The organism is Hypericibacter adhaerens (assembly GCF_008728835.1).
Taxonomy (GTDB): domain Bacteria; phylum Pseudomonadota; class Alphaproteobacteria; order Dongiales; family Dongiaceae; genus Hypericibacter; species Hypericibacter adhaerens.
In genome coordinates this window covers 2,345,592-2,363,734 of sequence record NZ_CP042582.1, presented here as the reverse complement: position 1 = coordinate 2,363,734, position 18,143 = coordinate 2,345,592, and the positions used below count along the sequence as shown (strand labels likewise).

At 67.2% G+C, this 18,143-nt stretch carries 18 protein-coding genes; 4 read left to right on the top strand and 14 right to left on the bottom strand.

The window, feature by feature from the left end; translation table 11 throughout:
- Positions 1–2 precede the first annotated feature (2 nt).
- The 6 genes from FRZ61_RS10340 to FRZ61_RS10315 all read right to left on the bottom strand — a co-directional run bounded on the left by FRZ61_RS10340 (position 3) and on the right by FRZ61_RS10315 (position 7,370).
- On the bottom strand, positions 3–1,181 hold the full coding sequence (locus FRZ61_RS10340; protein ID WP_151117247.1) for a vWA domain-containing protein: 1,179 nt from the start codon (positions 1,179–1,181) through the stop codon (positions 3–5).
- Between the two features lies 1 nt (position 1,182).
- Positions 1,183–2,064, bottom strand: a complete 882-nt coding sequence (locus tag FRZ61_RS10335) for an AAA family ATPase (protein ID WP_151117245.1) — start codon at positions 2,062–2,064, stop codon at positions 1,183–1,185.
- 52 nt (positions 2,065–2,116) lie between these two features.
- Complete coding sequence (locus tag FRZ61_RS10330; RefSeq protein WP_151117244.1) at positions 2,117–4,537, bottom strand: aerobic carbon-monoxide dehydrogenase large subunit; 2,421 nt, start codon at positions 4,535–4,537, stop codon at positions 2,117–2,119.
- Complete coding sequence (locus tag FRZ61_RS10325; RefSeq protein WP_151117241.1) at positions 4,534–5,034, bottom strand: (2Fe-2S)-binding protein; 501 nt, start codon at positions 5,032–5,034, stop codon at positions 4,534–4,536. The genes FRZ61_RS10330 and FRZ61_RS10325 overlap by 4 nt, the downstream gene beginning before the upstream one ends.
- A gap of 23 nt (positions 5,035–5,057) precedes the next feature.
- The gene (locus FRZ61_RS10320; RefSeq protein WP_151117239.1) at positions 5,058–5,921 is read right to left on the bottom strand and encodes an FAD binding domain-containing protein; all 864 of its coding nucleotides are present in this window, start codon (positions 5,919–5,921) and stop codon (positions 5,058–5,060) included.
- Positions 5,922–6,173: 252 nt separating this feature from the next.
- Positions 6,174–7,370 carry an MHYT domain-containing protein gene (locus FRZ61_RS10315; RefSeq protein WP_151117237.1) on the bottom strand — a complete coding sequence of 399 codons (1,197 nt, stop codon included), beginning with the start codon at positions 7,368–7,370 and terminating at the stop codon, positions 6,174–6,176.
- A 209-nt stretch (positions 7,371–7,579) separates the two neighbouring features.
- On the opposite strand from FRZ61_RS10315, the gene FRZ61_RS10310 reads away from it, so the two are divergent.
- A complete protein-coding gene (locus FRZ61_RS10310; protein ID WP_191909384.1) occupies positions 7,580–8,212 on the top strand; it encodes a glutathione S-transferase family protein in 633 nt (210 codons plus the stop codon).
- Positions 8,213–8,236: 24 nt separating this feature from the next.
- On the opposite strand, the gene FRZ61_RS10305 is transcribed toward FRZ61_RS10310, so the two are convergent.
- Positions 8,237–8,704, bottom strand: coding sequence for a RidA family protein (locus FRZ61_RS10305; RefSeq protein ID WP_151117233.1), 468 nt, complete (start codon positions 8,702–8,704; stop codon positions 8,237–8,239).
- Between the two features lie 79 nt (positions 8,705–8,783).
- Here FRZ61_RS10305 and trmFO point away from each other — a divergent pair, with 79 nt between their 5' ends.
- On the top strand, positions 8,784–10,175 hold the full coding sequence (trmFO, locus tag FRZ61_RS10300; protein WP_151117231.1) for a methylenetetrahydrofolate--tRNA-(uracil(54)-C(5))-methyltransferase (FADH(2)-oxidizing) TrmFO: 1,392 nt from the start codon (positions 8,784–8,786) through the stop codon (positions 10,173–10,175).
- Positions 10,176–10,180: 5 nt separating this feature from the next.
- Here the strand turns inward: trmFO and FRZ61_RS10295 are convergent, their stop codons facing one another.
- The 3 genes from FRZ61_RS10295 to FRZ61_RS10285 form a co-directional block, all read right to left on the bottom strand.
- A complete protein-coding gene (locus FRZ61_RS10295; protein ID WP_151117229.1) occupies positions 10,181–10,873 on the bottom strand; it encodes a hypothetical protein in 693 nt (230 codons plus the stop codon).
- A 79-nt stretch (positions 10,874–10,952) separates the two neighbouring features.
- Positions 10,953–11,723: a hypothetical protein gene (locus FRZ61_RS10290; RefSeq protein ID WP_151117227.1), complete on the bottom strand. Its 771-nt coding sequence runs from the start codon at positions 11,721–11,723 to the stop codon at positions 10,953–10,955.
- Positions 11,724–11,788: 65 nt separating this feature from the next.
- Positions 11,789–12,652 (bottom strand): phytoene/squalene synthase family protein, encoded by an 864-nt coding sequence (locus FRZ61_RS10285; RefSeq protein WP_151117225.1) that lies wholly within the window; start codon positions 12,650–12,652, stop codon positions 11,789–11,791.
- 102 nt (positions 12,653–12,754) lie between these two features.
- Between FRZ61_RS10285 and FRZ61_RS10280 the strand changes: the two genes are divergently transcribed.
- On the top strand, positions 12,755–13,372 hold the full coding sequence (locus FRZ61_RS10280; RefSeq protein WP_151117223.1) for a urate hydroxylase PuuD: 618 nt from the start codon (positions 12,755–12,757) through the stop codon (positions 13,370–13,372).
- 71 nt (positions 13,373–13,443) lie between these two features.
- Here the strand turns inward: FRZ61_RS10280 and FRZ61_RS10275 are convergent, their stop codons facing one another.
- From FRZ61_RS10275 to yajC, 4 genes are all read right to left on the bottom strand, one after another.
- Positions 13,444–13,827, bottom strand: coding sequence for an Mth938-like domain-containing protein (locus FRZ61_RS10275; RefSeq protein ID WP_151117221.1), 384 nt, complete (start codon positions 13,825–13,827; stop codon positions 13,444–13,446).
- A gap of 33 nt (positions 13,828–13,860) precedes the next feature.
- Positions 13,861–14,913: a protein translocase subunit SecF gene (secF, locus tag FRZ61_RS10270; RefSeq protein ID WP_151117219.1), complete on the bottom strand. Its 1,053-nt coding sequence runs from the start codon at positions 14,911–14,913 to the stop codon at positions 13,861–13,863.
- Positions 14,914–14,931: 18 nt separating this feature from the next.
- The gene (secD, locus tag FRZ61_RS10265; RefSeq protein WP_151117217.1) at positions 14,932–16,509 is read right to left on the bottom strand and encodes a protein translocase subunit SecD; all 1,578 of its coding nucleotides are present in this window, start codon (positions 16,507–16,509) and stop codon (positions 14,932–14,934) included.
- Positions 16,510–16,585: 76 nt separating this feature from the next.
- Complete coding sequence (yajC, locus tag FRZ61_RS10260) at positions 16,586–16,960, bottom strand: preprotein translocase subunit YajC (protein WP_151117215.1); 375 nt, start codon at positions 16,958–16,960, stop codon at positions 16,586–16,588.
- A 256-nt stretch (positions 16,961–17,216) separates the two neighbouring features.
- Between yajC and FRZ61_RS10255 the strand changes: the two genes are divergently transcribed.
- On the top strand, positions 17,217–18,074 hold the full coding sequence (locus FRZ61_RS10255) for an ATP-binding protein (protein WP_151117213.1): 858 nt from the start codon (positions 17,217–17,219) through the stop codon (positions 18,072–18,074).
- Positions 18,075–18,143 lie beyond the last annotated feature (69 nt).

The following is an 18,143-nucleotide window of genomic DNA, read 5'->3' as shown; positions in this document are numbered from 1 at the left end:
GCTCAGAGCCTGGCCAGATAGGGTTCGAGCGCCGCCAACGAGGCCAGATTGTGGGCCGGCGCGAAGAGGTCGATATGGGGCAGCGCCGCCTGCATGCCGCCCGCGACCGGCGCATAGTCCTTCCAGCCCATCATCGGGTTGAGCCAGACGATGCGCCGCGCCCGCTTGCGCAGGGCCGCCATCTCCGCCGCCAGGGCCGCGGGTTCGCCGGTGTCGTAGCCGTCGGAGAGGATGATGACGACGCTGCGCGAATGGAGGACGCGCGCGGCATGGAACCGGTTGAAGGCGGCCAGGCTCTCGCCGATGCGGGTGCCGCCGGACCAGCCCTGCGCCAGCAGCGACAGCCGCTCGACCGCGCGCACCGGATCGCTCTCACGCAGCGCCTCCGAGATATGGACCAGCCGGGTATGGAACAGATAGGCCTCGGTCTCATGCGCGCGGTCGACCAGCCCGCGCATGAAGCGGGTGAAGGCCGTCGAATAGAGGCTCATCGAGCCCGACACGTCGAGCAGAACCACGAGGCGCAGCGGCTTCTCCTTGCGCCGCCGGCGCACCAGATCGACCGGCGTGCCGCCATGGCCGATGCTGGCCCGGATCGTGCGCCGCATGTCGATGCGCCGGCCGCGGCGATGGCGGCGGTCGCGCCGGGTGAGGCGGTCGCGCATCACCCGCGCCAGCCGCTCGGCCAGGCGCAGCGCCTCCTCCATGGCCTCGCGCTCGGCGATGTGGCGCAGATCGATCTGCGCCAGGGCCTCGGCGTCGCTGGCGCCGCGCGCGCGGCCTTCGCCGGGCAGCCCCTCCGCCTCGCCTTCGCCCTCGCTTTCCACCGCCGCTTGGTCGGGCTTCGCACCGGCCGCCGGGAGCCCGGCCTGCAATTCGGCGCGTGCCGCATCGGGCCTGGCGCTGCTGGCGCGCACCGCCACCTTCATGCCGCGGCCCTGCCAGAAGGCATCGAAGATCTCATCGAAGCGCTGCCATTCCTCGAGCCGGCTGCAGAACAGCGCCTTGAACCCCTCCCGTAGATAGGCCGGCCGCAGCGCCAGCTCCGAGGTCATGACCTTGAGCGCGTCCTGCGTCTCGCCGAGCCCGACCGCAAATCCGTTGACGCGCAACGTGCGCACGAAGGCCGCGAGCCTCGCCCTCGCCGTCATGCCGACCGATGTGGCGACTGCCGAATCCATCTCAGGCCACCCGGCCCAGCAGCCGATCGCTGACCTCGCGGGTCATGCGGCGCTGGTCCTCGTTGGTCTTGAGCAGGCAGATCAGGGTCGCATGGACCGCCTCGGGGTCCTGATGCAGGTCCTTGATGCCGAGCCCCGCCAGCGCCGCGGCCCAGTCGAGCGATTCCGCCACGCCCGGCAGCTTGCGCAGATCCTCCTTGCGGATCGCGGCCACCATCTGGGCGATCTGCAGGGCGAGCGCCGCATCGATGGTCGGCAGCCGCGCCAGCAGGATGCGCGCCTCGCGGTCGGGCTCGGGGAAATCGACATGGTGATAGAGGCAGCGCCGCCGGAGCGCGTCCGACAGCTCGCGCGTGCCGTTCGAGGTGATCACCACGCGCGGAATGGCCTTGGCCTGGATCGTGCCCAGCTCCGGCACCGTGATCTGGAAATCGGCCAGCAGCTCCAGCAGAAAGGCCTCGAACTCCTCGTCGGCCCGGTCGATCTCGTCGATCAGCAGCACCGGCGATTCCTCCTGGCGGATCGCCTGCAGGAGCGGGCGCTCCAGAAGATAGGGCTCGGAGAAGATATGCGCTTCGACCCGCTCGGGGTCCTCGCCTTCGGCCTCGCGCGCCTTGATGGCCAGGAGCTGGCGCTGATAGTTCCATTCGTAAAGGGCGGCGTTCTGGTCCAGGCCCTCGTAGCATTGCAAGCGGATCAGCTTGGCGCGGTGCAGGGCCGCCAGCGCCTTGGCCACCTCGGTCTTGCCGACGCCGGCCGCGCCCTCGAGCAGCAGCGGGCGCTTCAGCAGATCCATGAGCCAGAGCGCGGTGGCGAGACCGGGGTCGGCGATATAGCCGACCCCGGCCAGCCGCTCCGCAATCCCGGAGCGGTCAGCGGTCATCGGGCCGGTCCAACGGTGGGGCCGTGTTTGATAGACGAGCCCGATGACCGCATCACTTGTGCAGCCCCGCCTGCTTCGCCGCCATCCAGGTGCGCCAGCCGTCATGCGGCATCTGGATATGGCCGATATCGAGATGGGCGAAGGCGTCGTTGACGGCGTTGGAGAAGGCCGGCACACCGCCGACATTCGGGCTTTCGCCCACGCCCTTGGCGCCGATCGGATGATGCGGCGAGGGGGTGACGGTGAAGTCCGTTTCCCAGACTGGCGTCTCGACCGCCGTCGGCATGAAATAATCCATGAAGCTGGCGGTCATCACGTTGCCGGTCTCGTCGTAGCGGATCTCCTGGCCCATCGCGATGCCGAAGGCCTCGGTGAGGCCGCCATGGACCTGGCCCTCGATGATCATCGGGTTGATGCGCGTGCCGCAATCGTCGAGCGCGTAGAAGCGACGGATCTTGGTGAAGCCGGTATCGGCATCGACATCGCAGACGCAGATATAGGCGCCGAAGGGATAGGTCATGTTGGGCGGATCGTAATAGTTCACCGCCTCCAGCCCATGCTCCAGGCCCGGCGGCACGTTGTTGTAGGCCGCCCAGGCGATCTCCTTCATGCTCTTGGTCCGCTCCGGCAAGCCCTTCACCCGGAAGCCGTCGATATCCCATTCGAGATCGTTCTCCGACACCTCCAGCAGATGGGCCGCGATCTTCTGCGCCTTGGCCTTGATCTTGCGCGCCGCCATGGCCGTGGCGGCACCGGAGACCGGCGTCGAGCGCGAGCCGTAGGTGCCGAGGCCATAGGGGGCCGTATCGGTGTTGCCCTCCTCGACCGTGATCGAATCCGCCGGGATGCCGAGCTCGGTCGCGATGATCTGGCCATAGGTGGTTTCGTGCCCCTGGCCCTGACTCTTGGTGCCGAGCCTGGCGATCACGGCCCCCGTCGGATGCACGCGGATCTCGCAGGAATCGAACATGCCGATGCCGAGGATGTCGCAGTTCTTGGTGGGGCCGGCACCGACGATCTCGGTGAAGAAGGAGACGCCGATCCCCATCAGCTCGCGGGTCTCGCCGCGCTTGAAGGCCTCGCGCTTCTGGCGCTGCTCCTCGCGCAGCTTCTGGTAGCCGACCGTCTCCATCGCCTTGCGCAGCGCGGCGTGGTAGTTGCCGGAATCGTATTCCCAGCCCAGCGCGGATTTGTACGGGAACTGCTCGGCCCGGATCAGGTTCTTGAGCCGCAGCTCCGCCGGATCCATCTTCAGCTTCTTCGCCAGCACGTCGATCGCGCGCTCGATGCAATAGGCCGCCTCGGTCACGCGGAAGGAGCAGCGATAGGCGACGCCGCCCGGCGCCTTGTTGGTATAGACGCCGTCGACCGCCACATGCGCCACCGGGATGTCGTAGGAGCCGGTGACGATATTGAAGAAGCCCGCCGGCCATTTGCTGGGGTCGGCACAGGCATCGAAGGCACCGTGATCCGCCAGCACGTGGACCTTGAGGCCGGTGATGCGGCCGTCCTTCGTCGCCGCCAGCTCGGTCGTCATGTGATAGTCGCGGGCGAAGGCGGTCGCGGACAGATTCTCCATCCGGTCCTCGACCCACTTGATCGGCTGGCCCAGCACGATCGAGCCGACGATGGCGCAGACATAGCCCGGATAGACGCCGACCTTGTTGCCGAAGCCGCCGCCGATATCGGGGGCGATCACATGAATCTTCTGCTCGGTGATGCCCGAGAGCAGGGCCGCCACCGTGCGCACCACGTGGGGCGCCTGGAAGGTACCCCAGACCGTGAGCTCGCCCCTCACCTTGTCCATGGAGGCGACGCAGGCGCAGGTCTCGAGCGGGCTCGGATGCACACGCTGATAGGAGATCAGCTCCTTGACCTTGACCTCGGCCGAATTCAGCGCCGTGTCAGTACCGGCCTTGTCGCCGATCTCCCAGGTGAAGATATGGTTCCAATGCTTGCGCTTGCCGTGGGCGCCCTCGGTCTTGTCCTTGATGTCCTCGCGCAGGACCGGCGCTTTCGGATCCATCGCCTTGAAGGGATCGACCAGGACCGGCAGGTCCTCATACTCGACCTCGACCAGCTCGACCGCGTCGGCCGCGATATAGCGGTCCTCGGCGATGACGAAGGCGACCTCCTGGTTCTGGAACAGAACCTTGTCGCCGGCCAGCACCGCCTGGACGTCGCCTGCCAGCGTCGGCATCCAGTCGAGCTTGACGGGTTTGAGCTCGTTGGCGGTCAGGACCGCCTTCACGCCCGGCAGCGCCGCTGCCTTGGAGACGTCGATCTTTTTGATTCTGGCATGGGCATAGGGCGAGCGCACGAAATCGCCGAACAGCATGCCCGGCAGCTTGAGGTCGTCGACATAGTTGCCCTTGCCCTGGATGAAGCGGGCGTCTTCGGTGCGCCGGCGCGAGCAGCCCATACCCTCGAGCTTGGCTTCCCGCTCCGAGCGGGTGGGGGACATCTCGTTCATTCCGCGGCCTCCTTGGTGACGGCGCCGTTGAGCTTGTCGGCGGCGTAGCGGATTGCCTTCACGATGTTCTGATAACCGGTGCAACGGCAAATATTGCCCGAGATGCCCCAGCGGATCTGCTCGTCGGTCGGGTTGGGGATCTCCTGCAGCAGGCGGTGGGCCCGCATGATCATGCCCGGCGTGCAATAGCCGCATTGCAGGCCGTGCTTCTCGCGGAAGCCTTCCTGCAGCGCGTGCAGCGTGCCGTCGGGCTTGGCCATGCCCTCGATCGTGGTGACCGCGGCGCCGTCGGCTTGGACCGCGAAGATGGTGCAAGATTTGACCGAACGTCCGTCGAGATCGACGGTGCAAGCCCCGCAATGCGAGGTCTCGCAGCCGATATGGGTCCCGGTCAGGTTCTGCTGCTCGCGCAGAAAATGCACCAGCAGCATGCGCGGCTCGACCAGCGCATCGACGCTGCGGCCGTTGATGGTCAGACTGATCTGGCTTTTTGCCATTGCCTCTCTCCCTTCGGCCGCTCTCAGGATGCGCGCGACTTGGCGCGCAGCACCGCGCGGCGGACCATGACGCCGGCCATGCGCCGGCGATACTCGACCGACCCGCGCCCGTCGGCGACCGGCGACACCTGCGCCTCGGCCGCGGCGACGGCCTTGTCGAGCGCCGCACCGCCGAGATCGCTGCCGACCAGTGCCACAGCGGCGGCATCGGCGTAGAGCGGCGTCTCCGACAAGTTGGTGAGGCCGATCGAGGCGGACCTGCAAGTTCCGCCCTGCAGCGTCAACACGATCGCGGCGGCCGCGGTCGCATAGTCGCCGACCTTGCGCTTCAGTTTCTCATAGGCATAGCCGTGGCCCGCCGGTGGGACCGGGATGCGGACCGAGGTCACGATCTCGCCCGGCTCCAGCGCGGTGAAATAAGCGCCCTGGTAGAAATCGCGCGCCTTCACCTGGCGCTCCCTGCCCTTGCCGAGGATCTGGTAGCTGGCATCGAGGCATTGCATCAGGGCGGGCATGTCGTTGCCGGGGTCGCCATTGGCGACATTGCCGCCGATCGTGCCCTGGTAGCGCACCTGCGGGTCGGCGATCAGCAGCGCCGCCTCGCGCAGGATCGGCAGCGCCTTCGCCAGCCGGTCCGAGGCGATCAACTCGTGCTGGGTGGTCATGGCGCCGAGGAGGATGGCGCCACCCTCTTCCCGGATGAACTTGAGATCGCCGATCCGACCCAGATCGACCAGATGCGCCGGCTTGGCGAGCCGGAGCTTCATCATCGGGATCAGGCTGTGGCCGCCGGCAATGGGCCGGGCGTCTTCGCCCAGCTGGGCCAGCAGATTGACCGCCTCCTGGGCGGATTTCGGCCGGTGGTAGGCAAAGCTGCCTGGTATCACGGGCGTCCTCCCTGGTTTCGCCGCGCCGGCCTTGGGGCCGATCACAGGCGAGCGTCACCGGACAGGTGACCTGGTTGAGCATCGTTGGACGGCGTCCCCTGGTTCCTGAGGAAGAATCGGGGATTAGCTGTCGAACCAAAGGTCGGACGGGCAGAGACCGGTGCCAATCGGGCGTGCACTAAAGCGCCGGGAACAGCACCAATTGCAGCCGGCTTGCACGAATTGCGTCAGTACAGGAGAACTATATGCCGGCTATTGGGCGGCGTTCTGAGGCTCGGGAACCCGGCCCTGGACCTGGGCCCTGAGGCTGGCGAGCTTGGACCGGCTCACCGGCACCGTGCGCCGGGCGCCCCCGGCCAGCTCCACATGGCCGGTATCGCCGACCCGCCGGATCGCCACGATCCGGTCGAGAGCGACGATATGGCTACGATGCACCCGGGCGAACCGGGCGGGATCCAGGCGGGTTTCGATCTCGCTGATCGACAGGCTGCAGAACAGGTCGTCCGTCCCATTGAACAGGTAGGTGTAATGGGCGTTCGCATGAACCGCGAAGACCTCGTCTGGCGCGATGAGCTGGGTGACACCTGCACGTTCCACCGGGATGCGGGTCGCGACCCGCCTGGGCGGACCTCCTACCCCGCCGAGGGGTGCCGGCCCCATCGGGCCTGCCGCTGCCGAAGACGTCGGCGGGCTGAGGGCGTCCTCCCCGATCGGCAGCCCCGGCGCCGTTTCGCCCATGACCCGGCCGCGATCCGGCACCAGGGTCAGCAGGAAGATCCCGGAGACCAGGAAGGCCACGACCGCCACGACGATGGCCAGCAGATCCACCGACAGGGCCGGCGGCAGCAAGGCGGCCCCCATGGTCATCGGCTCGACCTCGAGCCCGGCCATGGCGGTGTAGTGCATGCCCGCGATGGCGAGGCCGAGCGCCGTCGCCGAGACGATCAGGGGCGGATGGCGCCGCGCGCCGAAGCCCAGCCAGAGCGCCAGGGACGAGGCCGCGATGGCGATGACCACGCTCGCGGCGATCAGCCTCCAGTCATGATGGAGATGCAGGCTGCGATGCAACGCGGTCATGCCGATATAGTGCATGGAAGCGATACCGAGCCCCATGAACACCGCCGCCGCGGCGATGCGCAGCGGTGTCGGTCGTCCGAAGCTCGCCGCCACCAGCGCCAGCCCGACCACGATCACGCAGACCAGGAAGGAAAGCAGCGTCGGGAAAACCAGGAAGTCGACGGTGCCCGGCAGCTGTGCCGCGAGCATGCCGACGAAATGCATCGACCAGATGCCGACGCCGAGCGAGAGCGAGGCACCCGCCAGCCGCAGCCGACGGCGCACCCCTTCGGCCGCACTCAGCCTTACGGCCAAGCTCAAGCCGACATAGCTGCCCTGGATGGCGACAGCGAGCGACAACGCCACCAACCACGGCTCATGCGTGACTGGCATCGGCGGTTCCTCTCTCCACCCCGACCCGTTCGCGAGGCCGTCGAAAACTTAGCGCAACCGCCGCGGCGATGCTACGTCCGGCACCCGATCGCGCCACCCCATCTCGCCCAGCCCGGTTTTCCGCCCTCGACCGCGGTCCCAGGGATCGGCATGCTCCCGGCCCCAACCGCAATAGGGCCGATTCCCTGACGGGCCCGGGAGTGCCGAACTTGTACCGTCTCTATTGGACGCCCGGCTCCGCCGCCATGGCGCCCCAAGCCCTGTTGATCGAGCTGGGCGTTCCCTACGAGCTGCAGCTCGTCGATCCCGCGAAGGGAGACACGCGCAGCCCGGACTATCTGAAGCTCAATCCCCATGCGCGCGTGCCGACCCTGGTCGAAGGCGAGATGGTGATGTACGAGGCCGCCGCCATCATGCTCTATCTCTGCGAGCGCCATCCGGGCGCCGAGCTCGCGCCCGCGCCCGGCACCTTCCAGCGGCCCTTGTTCCTGCAATGGATGGTCTATCTCACCAACACGCTGCAGGAGGAGCTCAGCCGCTGGTGGCATCCCGAGCGATCGGTGGGACCGGACGAGCGCCATCACAAGCTGGCGCTGGAGATGGCGGAACGCAATCTCGACCCGATGTGGCGCTTCCTCGACGACCGCCTTGCGCGGCACGGGCCCTATCTGCTGGGCGACCGCTTCAGCGCGGCCGACATCTATCTGGCGATGCTCGCGCGCTGGTCGCGCAACTGCGCGAAGCCCGCGGCGGGCTTTCCGGCGCTCGGCCGCTTCATCGCGAGCGTGAAATCGCGCCCTGCCTATGCCCGGATGCTCGAGCAGCAGGGCATCGCGCAATAGATCGCGCCGGACCCCCGCACGCTTTCAACGCTTGGATTTCGATTTCGGGGGCGCTTCCGTGGCGGGCGCCTTCTCCGCCGCCGCAGCCTTGGCGGATCTGCCGCTCTCGGGCTTGGCCGCGATCACCTCGATCTCCACCAGCAGCGCCGGATGCGCCAGGGCGGTGACCACCAGCAGGGTCGAGGTGGGCGTGTGGCCGTCCAGCATCTCGTCCCGGATCTCGCGCGAGGCCGCCACGTCGGAGGCCCGCGTGAGGAAGTGATTCACCTTCACGATGTCGCCCACATCCATGTCGACGGCATCGAGGCAGCCGATGATGTTGTGCCAAGTCTGGCGCGCCTGCTCCTCGAACCCTTCGAGCAGCTTGCCTTCGGCCGTGGCGCCGACCTGCCCGGAGATATGCACCCAGCGGCAGTTCCCGGGCACCTCGGCCACCTGGCTGTATTTGCTGAACGGCTTCACCACGCCGCTCGGATTGAGAAACCTGGTCATCCTCGCCCCTCCCTGGGCCCTTCCGGCGACATCCCGCGCCGGTTGCCCGATCCGGTTTCAGACGCTATCTGTTCGGACCATGAGAAACAATCTGGTCAGAGACAATCCTGTCCATGTGGTGGGCGCCGGCCTGGCCGGCAGCGAGGCGGCCTGGCAGCTCGCTCGGGCCGGAGTGCCGGTGATGCTGCACGAGATGCGGCCCCTGCGGGCGACCGACGCTCACAAGACCGACCGGTTCGCCGAGCTGGTCTGCTCCAACTCGCTACGCTCGGACGATGCCGAAACCAACGCGGTCGGGCTGCTGCATGAGGAGATGCGCCGTGCCGGCTCCCTGATCCTGGCAGCGGCCGACGCTCACAAGCTGCCGGCCGGCGGTGCGCTCGCGGTCGATCGCGACCTGTTCGCCGCCAGGGTGACGGCGCGTCTCGAGGCCGAGCCGCTGGTGACCATCGAGCGGGGGGAGATCGCCGGCCTGCCGCCCGAAGATTGGCGGAATGTCATCATCGCCACGGGCCCCCTCACCTCGCCCGCGCTGGCCGAGGCGATCCGCCGGCTCTCCGGCGAGGAATCCCTCGCCTTCTTCGACGCGATCGCCCCCATCGTCCATCGCGACAGCATCGACATGGGGAAGGCCTGGTTCCAGTCGCGCTACGACAAGCCGGGCCCTGGCGGCAGCGGCGCCGACTACATCAATTGCGCGCTGGAGAAGCCCGAATATCTCGCCTTCATCGCGGCCCTGCTCGCCGGCGAGAAAGGCGATTTCAAGGAGTGGGAGAAGAACACGCCCTATTTCGAGGGCTGCCTCCCGATCGAGGTCATGGCGGAGCGCGGGCCCAACACGCTGCGCTTCGGCCCGATGAAGCCCGTGGGCCTGACCAACCCCCGCGCCGACCGACCGCCCTATGCCGTGGTGCAGCTGCGCCAGGACAATGCGCTGGGCACGCTCTTCAACATCGTGGGCTTCCAGACCAAGCTCAAATATGCCGAGCAGGTCCGCATCTTCCGCATGATCCCGGGCCTGGAGCAGGCGGAGTTCGCGCGCCTCGGCGGCCTGCACCGCAACACCTTCATCAACAGCCCGAAGCTGCTCGATCCCGAGCTGCGGCTGAAGGCGATGCCCGCCTTGCGCTTCGCCGGACAGGTGACCGGCGTGGAAGGCTATGTCGAGAGCGCCGCCATCGGCCTCGTCGCCGGCCGCTTCGCCGCGGCGCAGGCGCTGGGCATCGCCACCGAGCCGCCGCCGCCGACCACGGCCCTGGGCGCCCTCCTCGGCCATATCACCGGCGGCGCCGATGCCGCGAGCTTCCAGCCGATGAACGTGAATTTCGGCCTGTTCCCGCCGGCCCCCATCACCTCGGTCGGCAAGCGCGCCAAGGCCGAACGCAAGCCCGCGATGGTGGCCCGTGCCCGCGCGGATCTCGCGGCCTGGCTGGCGCGCGATCAATTGCACCCACTGCCAGCCAGCGCCTGAACCGCCTAGTTCGTCGGCCAGGGATAGTCCTTCACCGTCGCTGCCTCGATCATCGCCCGCAGGGCGCGATCGAAATCCAGCACATGCTCGATGGGGAGATCTTTGAGCCAGAACTGATAGTAGAGCATGACCTCGTCATCGAGCTGATAGTCGATGATGGAATCACCGCCATAGAGCAGATCGCCGATATGGGTGCGAATGAAGAAAGGTTCGCCCGCCGGCGTCGCATAGAGAGTCGGCGGGATTTTGTAGATCGTCTTCATGTCGTGGGGCGGTGGCTGCCCCGTCCGCACGGCACAGCGTTCATATCCTTCCGGCGTCACATCGGCGATGACCGAGCTCGTCTCGGTCGCGCAAAACGCCCCGAACCAGTCCTGCTGCAACGTCTCTCGAGAAATCGGGGATGACATGAACGCCATGCCGAAAATGGGGATGGGAGCATTCGGCAACCCGGCGGCCGGAAGGACGGCTTGAATATCGAGATTCAAGCGAAGCGACCGGGCGCGTACGGGATTCGCGTAGCATCCGGGTGGCGCCAGGGAGTTCGGCGGATCGGGAACGAGAGTCTTGTCGTCGATGGGAGGAAGCGTTCTGATCTGCCTGACGGCCGCATAAGGCAGCCGAAACACGTCCCGAGCGATGGCGATATAAATCTGGCCCGCATCGGTACTGCCGCATTGCGGCGCGTCCGGCACCATGGGATCGCCGCTCGCGGATCCCATGAGAACCGTTATGGCGAGCCCGGTCAGGAGACCGAGAACCCGCCGGCCGCCTGTCCTACGGAGCCGGCCAAGCATAGTCCTTGACCCGCGCCGCCTCGATTTTCGCCTGCAGGGCACGATCGAAATCCAGGAGCTGCTCGAGCGCGAGCTCGCTGAAGTTGAACAAGTAGGTCAGCCCCAGAGTCGGCGCCATCTTGTAGCCGGTATAACAGTCGAACAGGCCAGAATAGAGGCAGGTAATGACGAGGGGGCCGCCCATCGGTGCCGTATAACGGCCCGGCAGGGTCTTGTAGCTGGAAAGCCAGGTTGCCGGGTCCTTCGCGGACTGCGTGCTGCATTCGCTGAATCCGGGCGGATCGATCGTCCGGATGCGATGGCCTCGCCCATCCTGCGGAGGCTCGCAGGCCCTCTCGAAGCTCTTTTCGCGCTGCTGCTGCAGGTCGTCGTTCTCCAGGCGCAGGATCAAGAAGGCATGCACGCCCCGGCCGGAGGAATCGGTGGCTCCCGGCACGAGTTCCGACAATTCCAGAACGGGCGACCCTCGAAGAACGCGGAGGGGGTTGTCATGGCACCCGGCCGGCTCGGAAGCATCGGGCGGCGCCGGGAAGAGCGGGTCCGTATCGGCCCCCGACAGATCCATGATGATGAATCGATCGGGCTTCCACCGGAGGATATCGCGCCCCAGCGCGATGTAGACATAACCGTCATTGCCGCGGCATTGGGAAATGTCGGGCATGCGCTCCGCCGCGATGGCACCGACCCCGGCCATCGCGACACAGGCGACGAGAAGCGCGGCGATCAGCGCGCGAAGGACGGCGGCTGGCATCGGGACCGGTCACGAGCGGTTGGCGCTGCTTGCATGTTCCCTGAAATCTTACGCGAAACGAAGCCCTAGAACCGCCCCCGCATCCGGCGCCAGGTCAACCGCCAGACGCGCCCCGGGGGCGCCGTCTGCACGGATGGGGCATAAGGATCGTAGCCCGCCCGCTCCAGCCGCTTGAGATAGAGATCCGCAAGCGTGCCGGGCAGCAGGGCCGGCAGCATGCTGCGCGGCAATCCCCTTCCCGCCTGTCGGGCCGCCTCCAGCTGGCGGGCCGCCTCCTCCGCGATCTCCCGCACCACCGAGGTCAGGCCGGGCGGCTGGCGCAGTTCCAGCAGATCCTCGGCGCGCACCTCGTGGCGCGCCAGCAGGTCTGCCGGCAGATGGAGCTGGCGCTGGCGCGCATGGTGCGGCACGGCGCGCAGGAGACCGGTCAGGGCCCAGGCGACTCCAAGCTTGCGGCCCGCTTCGATCGCCGCCGGCGCGCGGCCCGCGGCACCTCCCAGCGTTTCGAGGGCGAGCCATGTCAGGGCCGCCGAGCTTCCTTCCGCATAGGCAAGCAGCGCCTGCATATCGGCAGGCGGCGCGCCTTCGAGATCCTGCTCCCGCGTCTCGATCAGCCGCTCGAACCAGGCCGGACTCAGCGACCGCTCCCGGATGGCCTCGGCCAGGGGCTCGAGGATCTCGTGCCGGTAGGGCTTCCCGGCCGCCGCTTCCGCCACGGCGTCGCGCCACCATTGCAGCCGGATGCGGCCCATCATCGGCTCGCGGACCGCCTCGCGGGTGCGCGCGATCTCGAGGTTGAAGGCGTAGAGGGCGAACAGTGACTCGCGAGCCGATGCCGGCGCGAACAGCGCCGTCAGGTAACGGTCTGGATCGTGGCGGCGCAGCAAGGCGCCGCAATAGCTCAACCCGGCCTTGTCAGACGGCGGCAAAGACCCGACTCCGCATGTGAGAATTAATCAACAAAGCCGTTGAAGTCATTGGTTTTTGCGCTAGCCTACCGGCAATACAAACTTGAGTCTCAAGGGGGAGCCATGCAGAGCATTCTATCGTCATTGAGAAATACCGTGATCGCCGGCTTCGTGCTGACGGTCATCGTCATCGTCATCGCTGCCATCGTGGGCGGAGCGGCCTTCACATTGCCGTCCTTCGACCATGGCTGGTTCGCCTTCCTGTTCCGTTGGCTCCATGTGATCAGCGGCATCATGTGGATCGGCCATCTCTGGTATTTCAACTTCACCCAGATCCCGACCATGCCGAAGATCCCGGACGAGCAAAAGCCGGCCATCGGCAAGTTCATCGCCCCGGTCGCGCTGTTCTGGTTCCGCTGGGGCGCCATGGCGACCATCGTCACCGGCCTGATCCTGGCGGCGATGAACGGCTATATCGGCGACGCGATCGCGCTCGGCATCACCGATGGCGGCGTCAGCACGCCGATCGGCATCGGCATGTGGCTGGGCGCCATCATGTGGTTCAACGTCTGGTTCATCATCTGGCCGAACCAGAAGAAGGCGCTGGGCATCGTCGAGGCGGACGCGGACACGAAGAAGAAGGCCGCCCGCACCGCGATGCTGTTCTCGCGCACCAACACGCTGCTGTCGATCCCGATGCTCTACTGCATGATCGCGCAGTCCCACGGCGGCTTCGTGTAAGCCCGACCCGCTTACACGCCATCCGCGGCTAAGATCGGCGGGGCCCTTCAGGGCCCCGCTTTTCTTTTGCGCTATTCGACCGCGACCAGCGCCGCGGCAACCCGGCGGCCCTCGGCCATCAGCACGTTGTAGGTGCGGCAGGCAGCGCCCGTATCCATCGGCTCGATGACCACGCCCGCCTCCCTGAGCGCCGCGCGCAGGCTCGAGGGCACCAGCGTCATCTTAAGCCCGCAGCCCAGCAGCAGCAGCTCGATGGCGCCGGCCCGGCCCGCCTCGCTCACGGTCAGCAGGTTCTCGGGATTGGCGCCGGCCGCCTCGGCCACCGGCCAGGCGAGCGTGCGGTCGGGAAAGACCAGCACCGACCCTTCATGGAGCGTGCCGGAAACGCGAAACCGTCGGTGACCGTAGCTCTCGACGATCTGGCGGCCGGCGGGAATGAGCGGGGTCATGTCCATCGGACGGCCCTCCCCCGCGCGCGGACGCGCGGGTTATTTCGGCTTGGCTGTGGCCGGCGTCGTCGTCGCGCCGGCCTTGGGCGCCGCTGTCTTTGGCGCGCTCGTTTGCGGCTGGCCGGCCGGGGACGCGCCGGCCGGAGGCACGTTCGTCTGGCCCGCCGGGCCGGTCGACTGGGCCGCGGCCTTGGCGCGCAGGCCCCGGAGGTTGGAATAGATCAGCATCGGCGAGGCCACGAAGATGGTCGAATAGGTGCCGATCACGATGCCCCAGACCAGCGCGATCGCGAAGCCGCGCAGAGCCTCCCCACCGAACAGCGCGATGGCCAGCACCGAGAGCAGCGTCAGGCCGCTGGTGACGGTGGTGCGCGCCAGCGTCTTGTTGATCGACTGGTTGATGATGTCGCTGACCGGCAGCTTCTTGTAGCGCCGGAGCTCGTCGCGGATGCGGTCATAGATCACGACCGTGTCGTTGACCGAATAGCCCGCGATCGTGAGCACCGCGGCCACGCTGGCCAGGTCGAACTGCAGGCCCAGGAGCGAGAACAGGCCGACGGTAGTGATGACGTCGTGGAACGTCGCCAGGATGGCATTCAGGCCGAAATGCCACTCGTAGCGGAACCAGATATAGGCGGCGATGCCGACGAGGGCGAGGAGCGTGGCGTAGATCGCCTTCCAGATCAGCTCCGCGCCGACCTTGGGGCCGACCACCTCCGTGCGGCGGTATTCGACGCTGGTGCCGAGCGCGTCCTTGACCTTCTGGACCGCGGCGCCCTGCGCTGCGTCCCCGCCTTCCTGCTGGCGCAGCCGGATCAGCACGTCCTGCGGCGAGCCGAACTGCTGCAGATAGACCTCGCCCAGCCCCAGATTCGACAGGGTCTCGCGCATGCCGCCCAGGTCGGCCGCCTCGCTGGTGCGGACCTCCATCAGGATGCCGCCGCGGAAATCGATGCCGAAATTGAGGCCCTTGACGGCGACCAGCGCGATCGAGGCGACCACCATGAAGATGGAGAAGAACATCAACGGCTTGTGGATGCGCATGAAGTCGATGCGCGTATCGTGCCGGATCAGGTGAATGCCACCGAACATCGCGAACAATCCTTCCGACTAGACCGGCAGCGCCGCCGGCCGCGCCTGCCGGTACCACAACACGACGATCAGCCGCGTCACCATGACCGCGGTGAACATGGAGGTGAGAACGCCGATCGAGAGCGTGACGGCGAAGCCTTTCACCGGTCCCGATCCGAGCATGAAGAGAATGAGGGACGAGATCAGATGCGTCACGTTGGCATCGACGATGGTCCGCCGGGCCTCGTTGAAGCCGTGATCGAGCGAGGCGATCGGGCTGCGGCCGTTGCGGACCTCCTCGCGGATGCGCTCGAAGATCAGCACGTTGGCGTCGATCGCCATGCCGAGCGTGAGCGCGATGCCGGCGATGCCGGGCAAGGTCAAGGTCGCACCCAGGAGCGAGAGCGCCCCCAGCAGCAGGATCGCGTTCAGGACCAGCGCCAGGTTGGCGAAGAAGCCGAACAGGCCGTAGAGCAGCATCATCGCCAGCACGATCAGCACCAGGCCGATGAGGCAGGCGAACTTGCCGGCGGCGATGGAGTCGGCACCGAGATCGGCGCCCACCGTGCGCTCCTCGATCACCGTGAGGGGCGCCGGCAGGGCGCCGGCGCGCAGCAGCAGCGCCAGGTCGTTGGCGGTCTGGGTGGTGAAGCTGCCGCTGATGACGCCGCTGCCCGAGGTGATGGCGTCGCGGATCACGGGCGCGCTGATCACCTTGCCATCGAGGACGATGGCGAAGAGCTTGCCGACATTCTCGCGCGTGGCGTCGCCGAAGCGCTTGGCGCCCAGGGAGTCGAAGCGGAAGCTGACCACGGGCTGCGCGTCCTGGAAGGTCGCCTGGGCGTCGATCAGGTTCTCGCCGCTGACCATGACGCGCTTCTGCACGACGTAATAGGCCATGGGCTGGCCGTCGCCGCCGTTCTGGGCGCTGGGCAGCACCTCGGAGGTCGGCGGCAGGTTGCCCGCCCGCGCCTGGTCCGCCGAGACGGTGGTATCGACGAACCGGAAGGTCATCTTGGCGGTCTTGCCGATCAGCGCCTTGATATGCTCGGGGTCCTTGACGCCCGGAAGCTGGACCAGGATGCGGTCGGCACCCTGGCGCTGGATGGTCGGCTCCTTCGTGCCGGTCTCGTCGATGCGCCGGCGCACGATCTCGATCGACTGGGAGACCGCGTTGCGCTGGCGATCCAGGATCGCCTGGTCGTTCAAGGTCAGCGTGATGCTGCCGTCGTTGGCGACCGACTGGTCGAGGCCCGGCGCCGCGTCCTTCAACAGCGTGCGCGCCTGGTCGATCTGGGTGGTGTCGCGCAGCTTCGCCGTGACGGAGTTGCCCTTCACGCCCAGATCCGAGTAGCCGATGTTCGCCTTGCGGAAGGCGGTGCGCACGGAATCGACGACGCCGTTGAGCTGCTCCTCGATGACCGCCTTGACGTCGACCTCGAGCAGGAGATGGGAGCCGCCCTGGAGATCGAGACCGAGCGTGATCTGGTCCTTCGGCAGCCAGCCCGGCGCCGCGTCGAGCTGCGCGCGCGAGAAGAGATTGGGCGCCGCCGCGATGACGCCGATCAGCAGCGTCAGGACGATGAGCGAGATCTTCCAGGGTTGGAAATTCAGCATGCAGCCGCTCCCGCGGGAGAATCAGAAGAGCGTCGGCCGGCGGGAACCGGATCCCGCCCGCGCCGGCGCCGGTCGATCATTCGCCCTTCGCCGCCTCTTCCTTGGCGTTTCCGTTGGAGGCGGGCTCGGTCTTGGCCACGATGTCGGTGATCGAGGAACGGACCACGCGCACCCGGACGTTCTCGGCGATCTCGATCTGCACTTCGCTGTCGCTGACGACCTTGGTCACGGTGCCGACGATGCCGCCGGAGGTCACCACGCGGTCGCCGCGCTTCAGCGCCTGCACCATCTCGCGATGGGCCTTCATCTTCTTCTGCTGCGGACGGATCAGCAGGAAATAGAACACCACGAAGATGAGGACCAGCGGCGCGAACTGGGCAAGGCCGCCGAGGCCGCCCAACCCCGCGGGCGCCGCGTCGGCTGCCTGGGCAAAAGCTTCAGAAATGAACATCGGCAAGGTCTCCTGGGATGGGTTGGGCGTGGCGCCAGCCGGCGGACTATAACGGCTCAAGCGCGAATTGCAATCAAGGTCAGTTGGTAAATTTCCCGGGATTTGCAAGGCCTTGGCGGATGGCGCCAGCCCATGACAGCAGGGAATCGCCCTGCTACTGTCCAAGCCCCGCGGAAATCGCGCGGGATTTCGCCACCGGCTCCGTCCGGGGGTGAACCGCCTTTCTCATCCCTAAGCCCGATCGATCGAACGCATCATGAGTGACGCCGACCTCTTCCCCCTCCTGACCCGCATCGCCGAAGCGCTGGAACGGCTGGCACCGCCCGCCCCCGCCTCGGCCTCGCTCGATGCCGCCGATGCCTATCTCTGGCACGCGCAGGGCACGCGCCTCGAGGCGGTTGCCAAGGTCAACCGCGTCGAGATCGGCCTGCTGCAGGGGGTGGAGCATGTGCGCGACATCCTGCTCGACAACACCCGCCGCTTCGCCAAGGGCCTGCCCGCCAACAACGCGCTGCTCTGGGGAGCGCGCGGCACCGGCAAGAGCTCGCTGGTCAAGGCGGTCCATGCCGCGGTCAACCAGGAGACGAAGGGCCGCCTCGCGCTGGTCGAGATCCATCGCGAGGACCTGAACTCGCTGCCCGTGCTGCTGGGCCGGTTGCGCGATCATCCGCGCCAGTTCCTGCTCTTCTGCGACGACCTTTCCTTCGACCAGGCCGACACCAGCTACAAGTCGCTCAAGGCCGTGCTCGAGGGCGGCATCGAGGGGCGGCCGGAGAACGTGATCTTCTATGCGACCTCGAACCGCCGCCATCTCATGCCGCGCGAGATGATCGAGAACGAGCGCTCGACCGCCATCAATCCGGCCGAGGCCGTGGAGGAGAAGGTCTCGCTGTCCGACCGTTTCGGCCTCTGGCTCGGATTCCACAACTACAACCAGGACACTTATTTCGCGATCGTCGACGGCTATGCCCGCCATTACGGGCTCAAGATCGACAGCGAGGAGCTGCACCGCCAGGCCAACGAATGGTCCGTCACCCGCGGCGCGCGCTCGGGTCGCGTGGCCTGGCAGTTCATCCAGGATCTGGCGGGTCGGCTGGGGCAGACGCTGGACTGACGAGCGCGCGGGAACGCGCTGCGACCGCGGCGCGAGCGATGCCCTGAGCCGTTCGACCGTCCTGCGGCG